The organism is Acidocella aluminiidurans, assembly GCF_055383125.1.
On record NZ_AP031589.1, the window covers coordinates 857890 to 877734 of the forward strand.

Consider the following 19845-nt stretch of genomic DNA (forward strand, 5'->3'; position numbering starts at 1 on the left):
CCGCAACAGCCCGGCAATTTTTATTTGACAGCGTACCGGAGCCTTCATATTCATGGTTTATTCGGGGCTAAAATAATTCACCCGAAAACCAAGCGGAACGCCTGTGGGAAGAGGAACGATATAGAGAAAAAAAGACTTCTTGAACACGTCATGTTCAGGCTATGACACCTGCGTATCTCGTTGCGACCCTATGTTGCGGCGCAGCTTGAAACGTAAACAGCCGAAAAATCATCAGAACAACAGGAGGAGGACGTAATGTCCAAACTGATCAAAAGCCTCGCAGGCATGAAGAATTCCTGCAGCAAAGCCGCGTTTTTCGCCGCCGGCATGCTGCCGCTGGCCGGGCTGGCGATGCCGGCGCACGCGCAGAGCCTGCAGGATGCGCTGCGGCAGACCACGATTTCCGGCATGGCCGGGGTGTATGACTTCACCTACGCCAACAAGGGGGAAGTCGGGAAAAACACACAAAACGCCTTCGCCGTCGGCGGCAATCTCAATCTGCATACCGGCGCGTTCGAGGGTTTCAGCGTTGGGCTGGGCGGCTATACCGGCCAGTCTCTCGGCCTGTATTCGCGCAACCCGAATCACGATGACAGCTCCGAGCTGACCAGCCACACCCATAGCGAACAATCGCTGCGCGAGGCCTTCCTGCAGTACGAAAACCGCTATCTGGAAGTGCGCGGCGGCCGGCAGTTCATCAACACCCCGTTCGCCAACCAGGATCTCTACACCTTCAATCCGCGCGCCTTCATGGGCTTCGCCGGTGTCGCCAACGTGATCGGCGGCAATAACGGCGCCGCCGATGCCGGGCCGCTGAGCCTGAACACGAACACCGCGACCCTGTCGGTCATGGCGACGCGCATGTTCAACTATAATTCGCGTTATAGCAGCGACTTTGTCAGCGGCGACCGCTACCTCACCCACACCAACGGCTTCATCGCCTTCGGTGCCAAGTTCCAGAACCGTTACGACAATGTCGATTACACGGCGCAGGGCTGGTACTATAATTTCTACGGCCAGGCGCAGATGTTCTACGGCCAGGCCGATTTCGTGACGCCGATGAACGCGAATTCCAACCTGTTCGGCTCCGCGCAGATGGTCAGCGAAGGCAATTCCGGTTCCGGCTTCACCCCGGCCGGCGTGACCTATAATGTTGACGCGCATGTCTATGGCGGCAAGCTCGGCATGACCTTCGGTGACGACAAGATCGCGGTGATCGGCGATTACAGCCCGTCCTCCTACGGTTCCTTCCACCATGGCGGCATGGTCCACCCCTACAACGATCTGTCCGGCACGATCTTCACCGACACGATGCAGAACGGTATCGAGGATATGGGGCCGGGCTACGCTTACGGCATCACCGGCACCATCAAGGCGCTGGGCGGCAAGTTGGAAATTGACCCGACCTATGTCGAGTACAACGCCGATTATGGCTTCGGTGGCAGCACCTACAGCTATGGCGGTGCCTATGGCTTCCCCGCTGGCGTTGCGCCGATTCACAATGAATCGATCCATGTCATCGATGCCGGCTTCAGCTATAATCTCTCGGATGTGCTGAAGGGCCTCTCGGTGGCGTGGGATACGGATGCGGCCTTCGCGCAGAACGATAGCTCGCAGACCACCGCGCATTACGACAACCCGTATTTCAGCAGCCGCTTTTATCTGAAATACGCCTTCTGATCCTGATGCCGCTCCACGCCAAAGGCGGCGGGGCGGCATTGTTCGGCAGGCTGCGGAGAGGTCCCGGCCCGTCCGGACCGATTGGAAACACCACAGAGGCCATGCCCGGTTTTGCCCAGGCTGGCCTCTTTTTATTTGGGGAATAACATGACGGCAGACATACATCCTGAGCGAATTCTGGCTCTGGATATTGGCGGTACCGGGCTGAAGGCTGCGTTGTTGAACCATGCCGGAGAGATGCTGGCACCAGCCGCGCGCTGCCCGACACCGCCCGGCGCCAGCCCCACGCAATTACTGGAGACAGTGGCGAAGCTGATCGCGCCGCTTGGCGAATTCGATGTTATTTCCATCGGCTTTCCGGGTGCCATCAAGCATAACATCGTTCTCACGGCGCCTAATCTCGGCACCAAAAACTGGCATGGCACGGATCTCGCCGCCCTCGCCAGCACACGCTTCAACCGCCCGGCAAGGCTGGCGAATGACGCGACAATGCATGGGCTTGGCATTATCGCCGGAGAGGGCATCGAGGTAGTGCTGACTTTGGGCACCGGCATGGGCTTTGCCTTGTTCCGCGATTTCGTGCCGGCACCGCAGATCGAGCTTGGCCGGCATGTTGCTGGTGAGGAGCCGAGCTATGACGATTTCGTTGGCGATGCCGCGCTCAAGCGCGTCGGCGAAATGCGCTGGAAAGCACGGGTGCAGGAGACGATCGGGCGGATCCACAGCCTGGTGAATTTCGATGTGCTCTATCTCGGTGGCGGCAATGCGCGGCTGTTCAGCCTACAGGAGCTGCCTGACGGCGTTATCCTCGCGCGCAACGAGGCGGGGCTGACGGGAGGCGCCAAGCTCTGGCGTGCAGAAGTCGGGCGGGCGTTGCAGTGATGCGCGGAGATAGCCAGCCAAATTTATAAAGTTTTTTAGTGCCGCTTTTTCCCAAAAAAGCGGCAAAACGTTCGGGGTGGAGGCAATGGCATTGCCTCCACCCCGAACGTTTTTGAGCATTTTGAAACCAGCAAACTCCCGGCGCCCAAAAATCTCCAAGAAAAAAGGGGCCGTAAGGCCCCTTTCTTTTGGTCGAGATCTCTGTGCTCAGGCGCGGCCGGAGCGCATCCGGCGCTGGCGCAGGATCGTATCGATGGTGATGGCGGCGAGAAGAATCACCCCCTCCACCCCGAAGCGCACGGACGAGGGCGCGCCGATCAGATCCATGCCGTTGGTGACGGAGGCGATCACCAGCGCGCCGAAGAACGCGCCATAGACCGAGCCACGCCCGCCAAACAGGCTGGTGCCGCCGATCACCGCCGCGGCAACGGCGTTCAGCATGATGTCGGAATCACCCACCGTGGCGGAGGCCACACCAAGCCGCGCCGCATCCAGCAAACCGCCCAGCCCGACCAGCGCGCCTGCCAGGGTGAAGGCCGCCAGCTGCACGAAGCGAACATTGATGCCCGAACGCCGCGCCGCCTCAACATTGCCGCCCACCGCGTAAAGATGCCGGCCGAAGCGCATGGATTTGGTGAGGAAGGCGCAGGCGAACAGCGCCGCGAGGAAGATCACCAGCAGCACCGGCACACCCTGATAAGCGCAGAGCAGCCCGATGCCGATGACCAGCACCACCAGCATGAAGGCAAGCTTGACGAAGAACAGGCTGTGCGCCTCCCCTGCCCCGCGCCGGCGCCGGTCCACATGGCGCCGCAGCGAGACAATGGCAAACAGCGCAAACAAGGCCAGCGAAATAATCCAGCTCCACCGCGCGGGCACGTCCAGCGTGCCGACAGCGGTGGAAAGATCATCCGAGAGCGGCACCGAACCGCCATGCTGGGTCAGCATCGCCAGCACCAAGCCTTCCGCGATCATCGCCCCGCCGAGCGAGACCACGAAGCTCGGCACGCCGACGCGCGAAACCAGAATACCCTGCAGGAAGCCGATCACCACCGAAGCGCCGATGGCGAGAAACACGCAGGGCCAGACAGGAAGGTTGAGGAACACCGTGCCGACCGAGAACACCGAGGCGGCGACCACGCTGCTCCAGCCGATCGAAAGATCGATCATGCCGAGCAGGATCACCAGCGTTTCCGCCAGCGCCAGTGTGCCCGTCACCACAATCTGCGCCGAGAGATTGCTGAGATTGCGGGGGGTGAGGAAATGCGGATTGAGAATTTCGAAGACGATCCAGATCGCGATCAGCGCCGCGATCACCGGCATCATGCCAAGATCGGTGGAGCTCAGAAGCTTCTGCGTCCAGCCGGGTGCCTTGGTGTTGTTCTGTGCTGTTGTCATTTGGTTCACCGCGCTCATGTTCAGGCCATGCCCCCGATGGTGGTGCGCGAGCCGGTAATGCAGCCCACCACTTCCTCAGGAGTCAGGTCGGATTTGCGTTCTTCCATCACGGTCTGGCCCAGGCGCAGCACCACCACGCTATCGGCCACTTCGAAGACGTTTTGCATATTATGCGTGATCAGGATCACGCCGAAGCCTTGCTCGGCCAGGTCGCGCACCAGGCGCAGAACCTCCGCCGTCTGCGCCACACCCAACGCGGCGGTCGGCTCGTCCATGATGACGATTTTCTTGCCCCACAGCACCGCGCGGGCAATGGCGACCGCCTGGCGCTGGCCGCCGGAGAGCGCGGCCACCGGCGTATCCAAAGCCGGCAGATTGACCCGCAAGGTTTTCAGAACCTTCCTGGCCTCTTCTTCCATATCCACATCGCGCAGCATGCCGAACGGCCCGCTCACCCGCTCACGCCCCAGGAACAAATTGGCGCAGATGCCGAGATTATCGCACAGCGCCAGATCCTGATACACGGTCTGGATGCCAAGTCCGGTCGCATCGGCGGGGCGGCGGATCTGCACCTCCTGGCCTTCGAGCATGATGCTGCCGCTATCGGCCGGCGCCACGCCGGCGATCGCCTTGATGGTGGTGGATTTGCCCGCGCCGTTATCGCCCAGCAACGCCGTGACCTCGCCGCGTCGCACGGTGAAACTCACATCGCGCAACGCCGTGACGGCCCCGTATTTCTTGTGCAGGCCTTTCACGCTCAACAAATCATGCGTGCTGGCTGAATTCATGGAAGTCTCCAAAAAAATTGGAGATGAAACGCGGCGCGTTTCATCTCCTTGAGTTATAGCCTGGTTATTTCTGGCAGAGCGGCGCCTTGGCGGCGTCGCCGACGCAGATCGAAGGCAGCGTGGCGTAGCCGGACTTGATCACCGTATCCTTCATATTGTCGGCGGTGACGACGAGCGGGGTGAGCAGAACCGACGGCACGTTGATCTTGCCGTTATTCACCTTCCCGTTCACCAGCCCAGCCGGCGCCTTGCCATCGGCGGCGATGCCAACGGCGAACTGCGCCGCGGCCGCGGCTTCCTGCGGCACATATTTGAACACGGTCATCGATTGCAGACCTTCAAGGATGTAGGTCAGGCCGCCATTCGTCGCATCCTGGCCGGTCACCGGAATCTTGCCGGCGAGGCCCACCGCCTGCAGCGCGCGAATGGCGCCCGAAGCGGTGCCGTCATTCGCGGCGAGCACGCCATCGACCTTGTTGCCGAGCCGGGTCAGCGCCTGCTGGGTCTCCTGGAAGGCATTCTCCGGGCTCCAGCTCGGCGTCATCACCGAGTAGGCGATCTTCAGCTTGCCGGCCTTCACCAGGGGATTCAGCACATTCAGCGCACCGCGCTTGAATTCCAGACCGTTCGAATCGGTCGGCGCGCCGTTGATCATGATGATCGAACCGCCCGGCTTCACATGGTCGGCGATATACTGGCCCTGCAGCTCGCCAACCCGCAGATTGTCGAACGAGACATAGCCGGCCGGCTTGGAATCCTGGATCAGACGATCATAGGAGATCACCGGCACATGGTTGCGCGCCGCGTAGGCCACGATGGCGGCCCCCGCCTTGCCGTCCACCGGGTCCACCACCAGCACGTTGGCGCCATTGGTGATCGCGGATTGCGCCTGGTTGAGCTGCGAATCCGGGTTGGAGTTGGCGTTGGTGACGATCAGCGTGGTGTTGGGGTCAGCCTGCTTCACCAGCTTGGTGAATTCCGGGCGATCCATCTGCTCATAACGCGGCGAGGAGTTTTCCGGCAGCAGGAAGCCGATGGTGATTTTCTTGTCGCTGATCTGGCTCACCTGCGGCGGCGTAATGGTCTGCGCCATGGCCGGCAGCGCGCCGGCGAGCATCATGGTCAGCGCCGTGGCACCGTAAAGCTTGGTGGATTTCATTCGATTTTCTCCCTTTGTGAACTGTTTCTCGATTTCGGCTGGAGCGTATGGCATCCTTGCGCGGCCATATCGACAGTCCACCCGAATTATTTTTACCCTCGTATAAACATACGTAAAGACGCCCTTTGCCCCTGTCAAGCTGAATGATCGCAGCGCGCGAGCGGAATTTTCCGCAGCGCAGCATCTGTCGGAACAGCGCCGTCCCCTTGACCCGCTTGTACCGCGTTTTTATCAAATCCACATGAAAAAAGCGGATGTTTACGCGCCAAGCGGCGCCGCGCACAGCGCATGAGGCTGCTCAATGTCGCCGATGCCCGGGCCGAGGCGCAGCGCCGCCTGCCGAAAATCTTCTTCGATTATATCGATGGCGGCGCGGCCTCCGAGGCGACGATGCGCGCCAACGAGGCCGATTTCGCCCGCTATGAGCTGGAGCAGCGCGCCCTGAGCGGCATCACCGCCCCCAGGCTGGGCACGACATTCCTCGGCCAGACGCAGGCGCTGCCCTTCATGCTCGGGCCGGTCGGGTTCCTCGGGCTCTACGCGCGCGATGGCGAGATCCAGGCCGCACGCGCCGCCGCCAAGGCGGGAATCGGCTTTTGCCTGTCCAGCTTCTCCATCGCCTCCATCACCCGCCTGGCCAGGCAGGTGCAGGCCCAGCCGATGTTCCAGCTCTATATGCTGAAGGACCGCGGCCTCGCCCTGGACATGATCGGGGCGGCGCGTGGCGCGGGAGTGGAGACGTTGTTCCTTACCGTGGATTGCGCCATCACCGGCATCCGCGAGCGCGATGCCCGCAACGGCTTCCGCGCCCTCACCCGCCTCACCCCGGCTTTGGCGCTGAAGCTGCTGGAGCGGCCGGGCTGGTGCTGGGACATGCTGCGCCAGGGCCGCCCGCAGGTGGAGGCGCTGGCCGGGCGCCAGGAATTCGGGCGCGGCGTGCTGGCCCAGGCCGCCGCCCTCTCCGCGCGAATCGACCCGGCTTTGGCCTGGAAGGATCTGGACTGGGTGCGCACCCAATGGCCGGGGCGGATCGTGCTGAAGGGCATCATGCACCCCGAGGACGCGCATTGGGCGCGCGAGACCGGGATGGACGGCATCGTCGTCTCCAACCATGGCGGCCGGCAACTGGATGGCGCCAGCTCCACCATCTCCCGCCTGGCCGAGATCGTCGCCGCCGCGGGCGGGATCGAGGTGATGATCGATGGCGGCTTCCGGCGCGGCGCGGATATTCTGAAGGCGATCGCGCTGGGGGCGTCCGGGGTGATGCTGGGCCGGGCCATGGCCTTCGCCGTGGCCGCCGATGGCGAGCGCGGGGTGGCCACCCTCATCGCCGCCCTGGCGCGCGAGATCGAGGTGGCGATGGCGCTGATGGGCTGCCCCGATATCGACACGCTGCGCGCCGAGGGCAAGCGGTTTCTGAAGGTGAAATGATGCAGCTCTTCCGCGCCGCCGAGCGCGCCGAGACTCGGTGGAAAAATGGTGGCGGCATCACCAGGCCGGTGGCAAGCGCCCCTGGCCAGGGCCGCGAATTCGGCTGGCGGCTCAGCCTGGCCGATATCAGCGCGCCGGGGCCGTTTTCCCTATTCCCCGGCATCTCCCGGCTCATGGGCATTCTGGAGGGGCGGCTGCGGCTTGAGGTGCAAAGGCTGCCCGTGGTGGTGCTCTCCCCGTCCGACTCCGCCTTCGCGTATCCCGGCGAAGCACCGACCTTTGGCGCGCCACTTGGCGGAATGGTCCGCGGCATTAATCTGATGTTCGATCCGGCATGCTTCGCGGCAACGCTGGATTACGCCGCCCCTCGCCTGCACCGCCCAGCGGGGCCAGCCACCCATATCATTTTGGCTCTGGCCCCGCTGAAGCTGAACGGCACCTTACTCGGCACATACGACGCCGCCTTGCTGGCAGCGGGGGAGGAAATCCACGCCGAGGGCGGCCCGCTTTGGGTCGCGGGGCTTACACCGCCCGTGACCTGATTCCCAAACCGAGGTTAGCCGCCCAGAGCGCCAGCCCAATAACCGCTATCAAAATAGCGAGTTTGATATGGGGCGGCTCATAATAGAACCGGATTTCGTTCAACCCCGTTTTCAACTGTACCGCTTGCACAATACCTGATTTTTGAACCACCAAAGAGTGACCATTGACCAAGACATGCCAGCCTGGATCGTACAACTCCAATCTGGTGAGCGTTGCTGCCCCTGCACATTGTGCAGATAAAAGCGTACGCGATGTTGCATCGAGCGTACAATGCGCGCCCGTTACTTCGAAATAAGGGCGCGGCGCCTCCAACTCAATAACATCAGCGGCAGTGCCTTGATAAGCCAAGCCTTTGATTGGCGCTTGCCAAGGCGCCGCCAGTTGCAAACGCGGCCTATCCCCCACCATCCATACCGCCACCGCATGCGTGCCAGAGAGATGCTTTATCTGATATGTCAGTTTCCCCTGCTCCACGGGCAAGGGCGGGTTGAAAACAAACAACGCCGGTGAATTGTCCTGGACCTGCGCCAGCATAATCTGGCTGGTCTCACAAAACCCAGACGCATTGCAAAGCTGCAATTGCACAATACCATCCGCCGTGCCGCCATATGTGCCAAATTTAACAGAAGCCGCCGCGATCTGCTTCAAAGGCACAGCTTGATCGATTTCACCCTCAATCTCGCCTCCGGCGAACAGCGGCCGCGCCGTTTCGCTGCCTATATTGGCGGTGAGCGCGAAATCATGCTTTGCGTAATCAAGCGCATTTCGCACGACGAGATATTTCACCCCGAAATTCGCATAAGCTGGCAAATAATCCAAAATGGATTGTCCAAGCCCCGAAACATCGAAACTGTTCAAATCGGCTTTTGGGTCGAGTAGCGCATGCGCTGAATCGGTCCATAACAAAGGAACCGGCAAGGCATTATAATTTACGCTGGCTATGCCGTAGCGATCTGGAAAATTTAATCCAAACGGCCCGGTGCTGGCCATGCGCTGCAACCCGGTATTCTGTTTTAAGAACTCGATAACACCCTGATCGAGTTTCCCGCCACTCAAACCGGAGAACTGCGGCACTATAAAATTGCCCAAAGGCAGGATCAGTACGGACAATATAACCCAGATCGGTCGTATGGGGGCACGTAAAAAATTTACGACAAAACCCGTGCAGAGAATTGTCAGCAGAAAAGCCAACAGGCTAATCCAAGCCATATCCGGTCGCTGTTTATACAAGGACAATGTAAACGTCATATTAGGCATGACGGCCAAGGCAGCCAAACCCACAACCAACAATATGATAAGCGCGATGCGCCCGGGCCGCATCGGTGACAAGCGGGATACATCATCAAGCGCCAATGCGGCCAACAGCACAAAAGCCATATCAACCGCTGGCCCGCTATACCGGGCCGCATCCATGACCGCGACAGCTGGAATATGGTTGACCAGCCACATCACTGGTGGAAAACCGAGATACCGCATCTGCCAAAAGATTATCCAGGCAACTAATATGTAGCGAAAGCCGCGGTACGGTACTGGCCCACCGCGCAACAGCCCTGCAAGAGCCAATGTCAATACCGGAACTGTCACCCAACCCGGCAAACGCGTGAGATTATAAGAAAATCCAGCCGGAGGAGGCTGTCCAAATAACCCATAAATTTGCTGAAAAAGCTGCAGCGCAAGCAGGTTTTTCGGCATTGTGATAATTCTGAAGAGCGCATCATGTGGGCCCAGATAGGCTTTGGCTGCAAGCGCACTGGCGGGAATTAACAATGGAGCGCAGAGACACAGCGCCACCAAGAGAGCGACGGCCAATTTGGAGATATAAGGAACCCATTGGCGACGCTGCAACGCTCCGAAGCGCCAAAGTGCCCAGAGCCCCGCCAGCATACCATCAAAATAGGCAACTTCCGGATTACCGGCGTAGATTGAATAAACACATGCGATCACGATGCCGGACCACCCGCCCCGCTTCCCCTGCGCAGAGGCTCGTGCCGCATATTCAATACCCAGCAGCAGCAGCGGAAAAAAAGGCAGAGGCGCAATCGGCGCGCTTGGACACAAAAGATACTCTGGCGTAAACTCGAACAACGCAGCGCCCATCAAAGCCGCACGCGGCGCCAGCCTGATCTCCTTCAAAAAGACATAGAGAAATACACCGCTTAACGCCTGCAGGATCACGCGCAACCATATCCAGCCTGCATTGAAATGCAGCAGCAGCACGAAAGGCAGAAAGAAGGCTTCAGACTGTGTTTCCGCCGCTAAAGGCATGCCGAGGCCGGCATAAGGGTTCCACCAAGGAATAATGCCATGCAGCCAATCGGAAGCGACCAAGTAGCCGATAGGCTGAATGATGTAGCCAACAGAAGGATCGACCCAGCCCGCTGGGCCAGAAAATACGCCACCACGCATGGCTGTTCCTAGCCACGAGAGCTGCAATGTCGGATCAGTATTGAAAAAACAGGTTGCCAAATTGCCCAACAAAGCCAGGGCGACCAGTACCGCAACATGCTTTGCGTTACGGGATATCATCTCTTTCAACGTCAACCCCTTCCTCGCGGCCGGCGAGCCATAGCAAAAAAACAATATTGCATCAAAAAAGCCCCCCTTCTTTCGAAGGGGGGCTTTTCGCGAGGCTTGAAAAGCGCTCAGAACGCCAGATTGGTCGCCTGCATCACCAGCGGCAGGGCGCGCACGGCCTGCAGCACCGCTTCCGGCGTCTCGCCATCGGTGGAGACCAGGCAGATCGCATCCTCGCCCTCGGCCGCGCGGCCGAGATGGAAGGTGGCGATATTCACCCCCGCCTCCGCCAGCGTGGTGCCGAAGCGGCCGATGAAGCCCGGCTTGTCCTTGTTGGTCACGTAGAGCATATGCGGCGCGAAATCCGCCTCCACCTTGATGCCCTTAATCTCCACCAGGCGCGGCTTGCCATTGCCGATCAGCGTGCCGGCGACGGAGCGCGTGCCCTTCTCAGTGGTCACGGTGATGCGCAGCAGCGTCTGGTAATCGCCGGTGCGGTCATGCGAGGCCTCGGAAACCTCGATGCCATGGTCGCGCGCCAGCACCGGGGCGTTGACCATGTTCACCCCGTCCATCACCGGCGTCAGCAGCCCGGCCAGGGCGGTGGCGTTCAGCGGGCGGTGGTTGAGCAGCGAGGCCGCGCCCTCATACTCGATCAGGATGCGCTGGATGGTGCCGTCCTGCGCCTGCGTCATCTGCCCGGCGAAGCCGCCCAGCAGCCGGGCCAGCTCCATATAGGGGCGCAGGCGCGGCGCTTCCTCGGCGGTCACACTCGGCATGTTCAGCGCGTTGGTGACGGAACCGGTGAGCAGGAAGTCGGAAATCTGCTCGGCCACCTGCAGCGCCACATTCTCCTGCGCCTCGGAGGTGGAGGCGCCCAGATGCGGGGTGCAGACCACGTTTTCCAGCTCGAACAGCTTGTTCTCCTTGGCCGGCTCAACCTCGAACACGTCCAGCCCGGCGGCGGCGACATGGCCGGATTTCAGCGCCTCATACAGCGCCGCCTCATCCACCAGGCCACCACGCGCGCAATTGATGATGCGCACACCCTTCTTCATCTTCGCGATCGCCTCGGCGGAGATCAGATTCCGCGTCGCCTCGATCAGCGGCGTGTGCAGCGTGATGAAATCGGCCTTGGCGAAGATCGTCTCCAGATCCGCCTTCTCCACGCCCAGCTCCACCGCGCGCGCTTCCGTCAGGAACGGATCATAGGCCAGCACCTTCATCTTCAGCCCAACCGCGCGGTCGGCGACGATGGAGCCGATATTGCCGCAGCCGATCAGCCCCAGCACCTTGCCGGTGACTTCCACGCCCATGAAGCGGTTCTTCTCCCACTTCCCGGCCTTGGTGGAGATCGTCGCCTCGGGGATCTGCCTTGCGGTGGCGAAAATCATCGCAATCGCGTGCTCGGCGGTGGTGATGGCGTTGCCGTTCGGGGTGTTCATCACCACCACGCCGCGCGAGGTGGCGGATTTCACATCCACATTATCCACGCCGATGCCAGCCCGGCCAACGACCTTCAGGTTCGTCGCCACATCCAGCACTTCCTTCGTCACCTTGGTGGCGGAGCGGATGGCCAGCCCGTCATACTGGCCGATAATCTCACGCAGCTCAGCCGGGGTGAGGCCGGTTTTCACGTCAACTTCGACGCCGCGAGTCTTGAAGATTTCAATGGCGGCGGGGGACAGCTTGTCCGAGATCAGAACTTTGACCATGGGTGGGGCATTCCTGTGAGGATTTTTCGCCGCTTTTTGAAAAAAGCGGCACCAAAAACTTTTGCAACCTGGGTCCGGGGCGCGGGCTGGCCGAAGCCCCGGAGCAAAAATCAGGCCTGGGCGACGCTGTCGATGGCGTAGTCGATCCAGGGCAGCAGGGCCTGGATGTCGGACGTCTCAACCGTGGCACCGCCCCAGATCCGCAGGCCCGGCGGGGCATCGCGATACGCACCGGCATCCAGCGCCACGTTTTCCTTCTCCAGCAGGCTGGCAACCGCCTTCGCGGCCTTGGCCTGGCCTTCCGCATCCAGCGCCTTGAACCAGGGCGCGTCGATCACCAGGCAGATCGAGGTGCAGGAGCGCACGGACGCGTCTTCCGCCAGGAAGCGCACCCGCTCATTGCCCTCAACCCAATCCGCGATCGCCTTCAAATTCGCCTCGGAGCGCGCGATCAGCCCCTGCAGCCCGCCAACGCCCTGCGCCCAACGCAGACCATCCAGCGCATCTTCCACGCAGAGCATGGACGGGGTGTTGATCGTCTCGCCGACGAAAATCCCCTCGGTCAGCTTGCCCTTGGAGGTCAGGCGGAAAATCTTCGGCAGCGGCCAGGCCGGGCTGTAGCTGGTCAGCCGCTCCACGGCGCGCGGCGAGAGGGCCAGCATGCCGTGCCCTGCCTCACCGCCCAGCACCTTCTGCCAGGACCAGGTGACGACATCGAGCTTGTCCCAGGGCAGATCCATCGCGAAGGCAGCGGAGGTGCTGTCCGCAATCACCAGCCCCTCACGGTCGGCCGGGATGAAATCGCCATTGGCGAAGCGCACGCCGGAGGTGGTGCCGTTCCAGGCCAGAACCACGTCATGGCTGAAATCGATCTGGGTCACGTCCGGGAGCTGGCCGTAATCGGCCTTGATCACGCGGGCATCGGCCAGCTTCAGCTGCTTGACCACGTCGGTCGCCCAGGCTTCAGAGAAGCTTTCATGCGCCAGCACATCCACCGGACGCGCGCCGAGCAGGGACCACAGCGCCATCTCCACCGCCCCGGTATCGGAGGCCGGCACGATGCCCAGCCGCCAGCCTTCCGGCATGCCCAGGATGGATTTGGAAAGGGAGATCACCTCCGCGAGCCGGGCTTTCGGCTCCTTCGCGCGGTGCGAACGGCCGAGCAGCGCGCCTTCCAGGGCCGCCAGGGAAAAGCCGGGGCGCTTGGCGCAAGGGCCGGAGGAGAAATTCGGGTTATTCGGACGCAGCGCGGGCTTGGCGGCCGGAGAAAAATCTGCCATTAAAACTCTCCCTTACAGAAGAAAAGCGCCCCGGTGGGGGGGCGTGACCCGAGGAGGCCTGTACTGCGTTTCTTTCGCCGCCGCAAGAGCCGCCTGCCGCATCCCCTGCCATCGATTGATGCAACTTTAATGACGAAAGCCGACCCTAGACCATGATCGAGCTGGATCAGATCGACCGTTCCATCCTGCGGCTGCTGGCCTCGGATGCCTCCCTCTCGCTCAACGAGATCGCCGACAAGGTGGGGCTCACCGCCACACCTTGCTGGAAGCGCATCAAGCGCATGGAGGAGAACGGCATCATCAAATCCCGCGTCGCGGTGCTGGACGCCGACAAGCTCGGCCTGCCGGTCTCGGTCTTCGTCTCGGTGGAAACCAACGACCACTCCGCCGCCTGGCTGGATAAATTTCATCAGGCTGTCAAAAACATCCCGGAAATCGTCGGCGCGTGGCGGATGAGCGGCGATGTGGATTATCTGCTGCACGTGGTGGTGCCCGATATCGCCGCATATGATTCCTTCTACCGCAAGCTGATCGAAATGGTGCCGCTACGGAATGTTTCCAGCCGCTTTGCGATGGAGCGGATGAAGGAAGGGGCGTTGCCGATTTAGGTGTCTAGAAATTTTTCTCTTTTAAGCTCTCACAAACACCGTCGAGCCCAGGAAAAAGTGACCCCGCCCCAATATTCATCAGCGACAACTCTCTCATTACTTTATCACGGAGAGAGACAGGAAGATCATACGCCTCTAGATATTTAGTCTTATTCTGACTCTCTATCGTTACGATAAAAGCCTCAATATCGTCGACATTGGACAACATAGAAATAGCTTGCTGCGGCAAAACTCTTAAATTTCCGAGTGGAACGGCATTTAATATTGAAACATTTGGCCTCGCAAGGAAAAGCTTATCGGCACGCGCTAGCTTATTCCACTCTTGAGCATCAAACTTGTAAATTCGTACAAAAGATTCGTTGTTGGTCGTTTCTCTTAAATTTCGAAAAGCGAAAAAAGCTGCAACGTAGGGCGACCAAGTCCAATCCAAAAGCGGCGTCGGAAAACCGTGGTGTTGGGCCAGATTCAAAAAAGCAGCGTAATGCTCTCTGTTGGTGAGGTCCAAAGGAGGGTTTAAGTACTGATTTGTGTACCGATACAATTCACGAACGTCATGATCAGCATACCGATCGAGATTGACTCTACCGGTCCGATGAAAGCTCGTCCGCAATCTCCAAGTGCTATTTTCTTGACCACGAAATATATATCTTTGAAACTGCAAGCCGTCCAAGAGATCTCTAAACTCATTCCACCCCGTTAGCTTTTTTGCTTTTAAATCGGAAGCTATTTTTCGACCGGCTTTAGATTTTTTAGCCCGCCCAGACGCGAAAGTCCCAACAGATGTTTTCCATGAGAACTCCAAACCGTCCTCGACGCTTTTTAAATCCACATCAGCCGTTTTCGGTAAGGACATCCCTTTTCCTTCCAAAAACAAAACAGCATCTTTAGAAAGTGGATTTCCAAAATTATCAACATGAATGACTTCAATAGATTTAAGTTGGTGTTCAAATTGAGAAGGTGAAAACTCGAACTTTATTAAACTATTCGGATAATATTCGATGTTGTCCCAGGCCACCGCAGTCCCGACTACTAACTCGTCGATTTTATCGCAGTCAATAATTGCTGCACCGCTATTTGAGCCTGAGTATTCAGCCACCCACTGCCCAGCAAAAAGTGACGCATAATCAATTTTTTCCGTTTTGATTGATTCTTCCAAATTCAATGCGCCTTCCCCCAATCCTTCCCCACACCCGTCTCCACCACCAGCGGCACAGACAAAGTCGCCGCCCCCTGCATCACCTCTTTCACCAAGGAAGCCGCCTTTTCCGCCTCATCGTCCGGCGTCTCGAACAGCAGCTCGTCATGCACCTGCAGCAGCAGCTTTGTCTTTAGCCCTGCATCCGCCAGCGCCTTCGGCAACTTCACCATCGCGCGCTTGATGATGTCGGAGGCCCCGCCTTGCAGCGGCGCGTTGATCGCCTGGCGTTCCGCATAGGCCCGCAGCGCCGGGATTTTATCCTTGATCCGTGGCACCCAGCAGCGCCGGCCGAACGGGGTGAGCACATAGCCATCAATGCGCGCCTGCTCCTTCGTCGCATCCATATAAGCGCGGATTTCCGGATAGCGTTTGAAATAGGCATCGATATAGCTCTTGGCCTCGCCCGCGGAAATGCCGAGCTGCCGGGCCAGGCCGAAGGCGGAAATGCCGTAGATGATGCCGAAATTGATCGCCTTGGCGCGCCGCCTGGTCGCCCCGTCCATCTGCGCCATCGGCACGCCGAACACTTCGGAGGCGGTACGGGCGTGAATATCCTCGCCCGTGGCAAAGCTCTCCTTCAGCGCCGGAATATCCGCCACATGCGCCAACAGCCGCAGCTCGATCTGCGAATAATCCGCCGAAATCAGGCTATGCCCCGGCGGCGCGATGAACGCCTTGCGGATGCGCGCCCCTTCCTCGGTGCGGATCGGGATATTCTGCAAATTCGGATCGGTGGAGGAGAGCCGCCCGGTGGTGGTCGCCGCCATCTGGAAATTCGTATGCACACGCCCGGTCTTTTCGTCGATCTGCCCGACCAGCGCATCCGCGTAGGTGGATTTCAGCTTGGCGAGCTGGCGCCACTCCATCACACGCTGCGCGATCTCCACGCCCTGCTCCGCCAGCCCTTCCAGCACGGAGCTATCCGTGCCCCAGGCGCCATTCTTGCCTTTCTTGCCGCCGGAGAGCCCCATCTCCTCAAACAGCACCTCGCCCAGCTGCTTCGGGCTGCCGACATTGAATTCATGCCCGGCGAGCTGATGGATCTGCGCCTCGAACACGCCCATGCGCTCACCAAACTCGGTGGACATGGCGGAGAGATCCGCCTTGTCCACCAGCACGCCCTCGGCTTCCATCGCCGCCAGCACCGGCACCAGCTTCTTCTCCAAAAGCTCGTACAAGGCGAGCGCCTTATGCACCCGCAAAGCCGGTTTCAGCTGGTTCCAGAGCCGCAGCGTCACATCCGCCGCCTCGGCCCCCAGAGCGGTCGCCTTCTCCACCGGCGCCTGCGCGAAATTCAGCCGCGCCCGCCCGGTGCCGGTGACATCGTCAGCGGTTTTCACGCTGTGGGAGAGATGCACCCGCGCCAATGTCGCCAAATCATGCGAAAAATTCCCCGCATCCTGGGCGTAGGAGATCAGCATCGTGTCATCGAACGGGGCCGGCGCGGTCAATCCGGCCCGCGCCAGCGCCTCCAGCGCGAATTTCGCGTCATGGAAAATTTTCAGCACCGCCGGGTCGGCAAACAGCGCGTCCAGCGCCTCCGCCGCCTCGTCCCAGCCCAGCTGCGGTTCGGCATCCAGCGTGGTGTGATGGCGCAAGGGCAGATACACGCCCTGCCCCGCCGCCCCCGCCAGCCCCAGCCCGACCAGCCGGCCATGCAGCCCGGACGGATCATCCGTCTGCACCGAAAGCGCCACCACCCCGGCTTGATGCGCGGCGGCGATGATCTCCCGCAGCGCCTCGATCTTATAAACCGGCTGATAGGGCCCGAAGGGCGCGTGGCTCTGCTCGACCTCCACGGCCTCTTCCGCCTGGCCGTCCTCAAGCCCGAGGCGATGGCGGATGGAGCGGAAATTATTCTCCACCAGAAAGGCGCGCAGGACCGCCGCATCCCACGCCTTCACCCCCAGCGCCTCCACCGGCAGCGGCAGCGGCGCATCGTCGCGCAAAATCACCAGCTCGCGCGAAATCCTTGCCGCCTGCGCATGCTCGATCAGCGCATCCCGCCGCTTCGAGGGCTTCATCGAGGGCGCCGCCGCCAGCACCGCCTCCAGCGTGCCATACTCGCCAATCAGCGCCGCCGCCCCTTTCGGGCCAATCCCCGGCACGCCGGGCACGTTATCGACGGAGTCGCCAATCAGCGCCTGCACCTCGATCACCTTGTCCGGCGTCACCCCGAATTTCTTCTCGACCTCTTCGAGGCCGATCGGGGTGTTCTTCATCGGGTCCAGCATTTCCACGCCAGGGCGCAGCAGCTGCATCAAATCCTTGTCAGACGAGACGATCACCGCCTCCCCGCCCGCTTCCAGGGCCGCCTTGGCATAGGCGGCGATCAGATCATCCGCCTCCCAATCCTCAAGCTCGATCGAGGGCACGCCGAAGGCCTTGGTCGCCTCGCGGATCAGCGCGAATTGCGGCACCAGCTCCGGCGGCGGCTCGGGCCGGTGGGCCTTGTACTGGTCGTAGAGCCGGTTGCGGAACGTATACCGCCCGGCATCGAAAATCACCGCCAGATGCGTGCCGGTATGGTCCTTCAGCAACCGCGCCAGCATGTTGCAGAAGCCGAAGACCGCATTCACATGCACGCCATCGGCGCGCTGCATGTCAGGGATGGCGTGAAAGGCCCGGAAGATGAAGCCCGAGCCATCGACGAGGACGAGTTTCAATGGCTCTCGCCCGCGCCGTCACCATCCAGGATGAAGATGCGCGAGCAATAAGGGCAGGCGACTTGCTTGCCCGGGATCTGCAGGTAGACTTTGGGGTGGCCGAGCGGGCCGACGCCGCCATCGCAGGAGACGGACCGGGTTTTCACATGAAGAATTTCGGAATGATTGATCGAATCCGTCTGTACGCTCATGGCTCCGCTCTCCGGTGCAAAGATATAACCGCCCCCCTCTTAGCTTCATTCCGCGCCATACCCAAGCTGGGGCTGGCATTGGTGTTAAGCGGCTGCGTCTCGCCGCCCTTCGGCGTGCCACATGCCAGGCCCGGCCACCCCATTATCACCAGCGGCTATTTTCACCTCTCGGACGGGGCAATGCAGCCCTACCGGGTTTATCCCGCGCTAGGCCCGGTGAAGGCGGTGGTGCTGGCCCTGCATGGCTATACGGATAGCCGGGATGGCTGGGAGATATTGGCAAAATACCTTACCCCTCACGGCATCGAGATCATCGCGCCGGACCTCTCCTCCTTCGGCGCCAGCAAGAACCGGGGCATCTGGCCGGGAACCGCGGTGCTGGTGGACGAATCGCGCCAGGAGGCGGTGATGCTGCGCGCCCGCTATCCCCACACGCCGCTCTTTATCATGGGCGAGAGCATGGGCGGCGCCATTGGGCTGCTGCTCGGCGCCTCACCCAACCCGCCGCCGGTGGATGGCTATGTGCTCTCAGCCCCGGCCGTGTGGGGCGGGCGGGCGATGAGCCCGCTCTTCCGGGAGACGCTGCATGTGGCTGATTTCTTCGCGCCGGGCAAACGCCTCACCGGCCAGTCCGCGCATGTGCGGGCCTCCGACAATATCGAAGCACTGATCGCCTTTGGCGAAGATCCGCTGACCATCCATGCGCCAAGGATCGACAATATCGAAGGGCTGGTGACGCTGATGGGCCAGGCCCAGGCGGCCTGTGCCCGCTTCAATCAGAAAGCGTTGATCCTCTATGGCGGAAAGGACCAGCTGGTGCCCAAGACAGCCATGGATGATTGCTGGCAATCCCTGCCGGCGCATGCGCCGGTGACTTTGGCCTATTACCCGCCGGATTATCACCTGCTCCCGCGCGATCTGGAGCGGGCGGTGCCGAGCGCGGATATTTTGGCGTTTCTGGAGGGGCATGGGCTGCCGTCCGACGCGCCCAGTCAGGCGACGATCTTCCTAGCAACGGGCCAATAAGACGAAGGGGCTTTTTGTAAAAACCCCTTCAACCCCAAAAACTTTTGCTCTTTTCAGCCGCGCTTGGGCAGCGGCCGGGGCCGTCCCGTCGAATCGATGGCCACGAACCGGAACACCGCCTTGGTCACGCGCTCGTCATTCTCCTCGGCGCGCTCGCGCCGCCAGGCCTCGACCGAGATGTTCATCGAGGTTCGGCCGGTGCTGAGCAGCTCGCAATACACACTCACCTCATCGCCGATCTTCACCGGGCGGATGAAGCTCATCGCCTCCACCGCCACGGTCACGCAGCGCCCATGGGCCGTGCGCTGGGCCAGATTGCCGGCCGCGAGATCCATCTGGCTCATCAGCCAGCCGCCAAAAATATCGCCATTGGCATTGGCATCCGCCGGCATGGCGATGGTGCGGATCATCGGCATGATCGCCGGCGGCTGCTCGCGGTCGGACATTAGAGGCTTTTCTCGATCCAGGCCTTGAGCACGGATTTCGGCGCCGCGCCCACCTGCTGGGCCGCCACCTGGCCGTCCTTGAAGATCAGCAGGGTCGGGATGCCGCGCACGCCATACTGGGTCGGGGTCATCGGATTCTCATCGATATTCACCTTCACCACTTCCAGCTTGCCGCCATATTCCTCGGCCAGCGCCTCCAGCGAAGGGGCGATGGACCGGCACGGGCCACACCATTCGGCCCAGAAATCCACCAGAACCGGGGTGCTGGATTTCAGCACATCGGTCGAAAACGTTGCGTCGGTTACAGCCTTGGTCATGAT

17 protein-coding genes are annotated in these 19845 nt (G+C 60.8%); 6 read left to right on the top strand and 11 right to left on the bottom strand.

What is annotated here, in order from left to right; genetic code table 11:
* The first annotated feature begins 255 nt into the window (after nt 1–255).
* Nucleotides 256–1680, top strand: coding sequence for a hypothetical protein (locus ACZ46S_RS04430; protein ID WP_464063524.1), 1425 nt, complete (start codon nt 256–258; stop codon nt 1678–1680).
* A gap of 147 nt (nt 1681–1827) precedes the next feature.
* On the top strand, nt 1828–2562 hold the full coding sequence (locus ACZ46S_RS04435; protein ID WP_464063525.1) for an ROK family protein: 735 nt from the start codon (nt 1828–1830) through the stop codon (nt 2560–2562).
* A 207-nt stretch (nt 2563–2769) separates the two neighbouring features.
* Here ACZ46S_RS04435 and ACZ46S_RS04440 read toward each other — a convergent pair whose 3' ends face one another.
* The 3 genes from ACZ46S_RS04440 to ACZ46S_RS04450 form a co-directional block, all read right to left on the bottom strand.
* Entirely contained in the window at nt 2770–3960 is a 1191-nt protein-coding gene (locus ACZ46S_RS04440; RefSeq protein WP_464063526.1) for a sugar ABC transporter permease, read from the bottom strand.
* A gap of 20 nt (nt 3961–3980) precedes the next feature.
* On the bottom strand, nt 3981–4748 hold the full coding sequence (locus tag ACZ46S_RS04445) for an ATP-binding cassette domain-containing protein (protein ID WP_295745202.1): 768 nt from the start codon (nt 4746–4748) through the stop codon (nt 3981–3983).
* A gap of 64 nt (nt 4749–4812) precedes the next feature.
* The gene (locus tag ACZ46S_RS04450) at nt 4813–5907 is read right to left on the bottom strand and encodes a sugar ABC transporter substrate-binding protein (RefSeq protein WP_464063527.1); all 1095 of its coding nucleotides are present in this window, start codon (nt 5905–5907) and stop codon (nt 4813–4815) included.
* A gap of 288 nt (nt 5908–6195) precedes the next feature.
* Between ACZ46S_RS04450 and ACZ46S_RS04455 the strand changes: the two genes are divergently transcribed.
* Nucleotides 6196–7338: an alpha-hydroxy acid oxidase gene (locus ACZ46S_RS04455; protein WP_464063528.1), complete on the top strand. Its 1143-nt coding sequence runs from the start codon at nt 6196–6198 to the stop codon at nt 7336–7338.
* Nucleotides 7335–7880: a HutD/Ves family protein gene (locus ACZ46S_RS04460; protein WP_464063529.1), complete on the top strand. Its 546-nt coding sequence runs from the start codon at nt 7335–7337 to the stop codon at nt 7878–7880. The genes ACZ46S_RS04455 and ACZ46S_RS04460 overlap by 4 nt, the downstream gene beginning before the upstream one ends.
* Here the strand turns inward: ACZ46S_RS04460 and ACZ46S_RS04465 are convergent.
* The 3 genes from ACZ46S_RS04465 to ACZ46S_RS04475 form a co-directional block, all read right to left on the bottom strand.
* Nucleotides 7861–10416, bottom strand: coding sequence for a hypothetical protein (locus ACZ46S_RS04465; RefSeq protein WP_464063530.1), 2556 nt, complete (start codon nt 10414–10416; stop codon nt 7861–7863). The genes ACZ46S_RS04460 and ACZ46S_RS04465 overlap by 20 nt on opposite strands.
* Nucleotides 10417–10523: 107 nt before the next feature.
* Nucleotides 10524–12110, bottom strand: a complete 1587-nt coding sequence (gene serA / locus ACZ46S_RS04470) for a phosphoglycerate dehydrogenase (protein WP_295746088.1) — start codon at nt 12108–12110, stop codon at nt 10524–10526.
* Between the two features lie 110 nt (nt 12111–12220).
* A complete protein-coding gene (locus ACZ46S_RS04475) occupies nt 12221–13390 on the bottom strand; it encodes a phosphoserine transaminase (RefSeq protein ID WP_464063531.1) in 1170 nt (389 codons plus the stop codon).
* Nucleotides 13391–13542: 152 nt separating this feature from the next.
* Between ACZ46S_RS04475 and ACZ46S_RS04480 the strand changes: the two genes are divergently transcribed.
* On the top strand, nt 13543–13998 hold the full coding sequence (locus ACZ46S_RS04480; protein WP_026439579.1) for an Lrp/AsnC family transcriptional regulator: 456 nt from the start codon (nt 13543–13545) through the stop codon (nt 13996–13998).
* A gap of 4 nt (nt 13999–14002) precedes the next feature.
* Here ACZ46S_RS04480 and ACZ46S_RS04485 read toward each other — a convergent pair whose 3' ends face one another.
* From ACZ46S_RS04485 to ACZ46S_RS04495, 3 genes are read right to left on the bottom strand one after another with little or no spacing between them, the layout of a single operon-like run.
* On the bottom strand, nt 14003–15154 hold the full coding sequence (locus ACZ46S_RS04485) for an FRG domain-containing protein (protein WP_464063532.1): 1152 nt from the start codon (nt 15152–15154) through the stop codon (nt 14003–14005).
* 2 nt (nt 15155–15156) lie between these two features.
* On the bottom strand, nt 15157–17862 hold the full coding sequence (gene polA, locus ACZ46S_RS04490) for a DNA polymerase I (RefSeq protein WP_464063533.1): 2706 nt from the start codon (nt 17860–17862) through the stop codon (nt 15157–15159).
* Nucleotides 17859–18053: a zinc-finger domain-containing protein gene (locus tag ACZ46S_RS04495; protein WP_026439577.1), complete on the bottom strand. Its 195-nt coding sequence runs from the start codon at nt 18051–18053 to the stop codon at nt 17859–17861. Before ACZ46S_RS04495 ends, polA begins: the two co-directional genes overlap by 4 nt.
* 81 nt (nt 18054–18134) lie before the next feature.
* Between ACZ46S_RS04495 and ACZ46S_RS04500 the strand changes: the two genes are divergently transcribed.
* Nucleotides 18135–19079 (top strand): alpha/beta fold hydrolase, encoded by a 945-nt coding sequence (locus ACZ46S_RS04500; protein WP_464064325.1) that lies wholly within the window; start codon nt 18135–18137, stop codon nt 19077–19079.
* Nucleotides 19080–19132: 53 nt separating this feature from the next.
* Here ACZ46S_RS04500 and ACZ46S_RS04505 read toward each other — a convergent pair whose 3' ends face one another.
* Nucleotides 19133–19525 (bottom strand): acyl-CoA thioesterase, encoded by a 393-nt coding sequence (locus tag ACZ46S_RS04505; protein ID WP_008493296.1) that lies wholly within the window; start codon nt 19523–19525, stop codon nt 19133–19135.
* Nucleotides 19525–19842, bottom strand: coding sequence for a thioredoxin (gene trxA, locus ACZ46S_RS04510; RefSeq protein WP_008493297.1), 318 nt, complete (start codon nt 19840–19842; stop codon nt 19525–19527). Before trxA ends, ACZ46S_RS04505 begins: the two co-directional genes overlap by 1 nt.
* Nucleotides 19843–19845 lie beyond the last annotated feature (3 nt).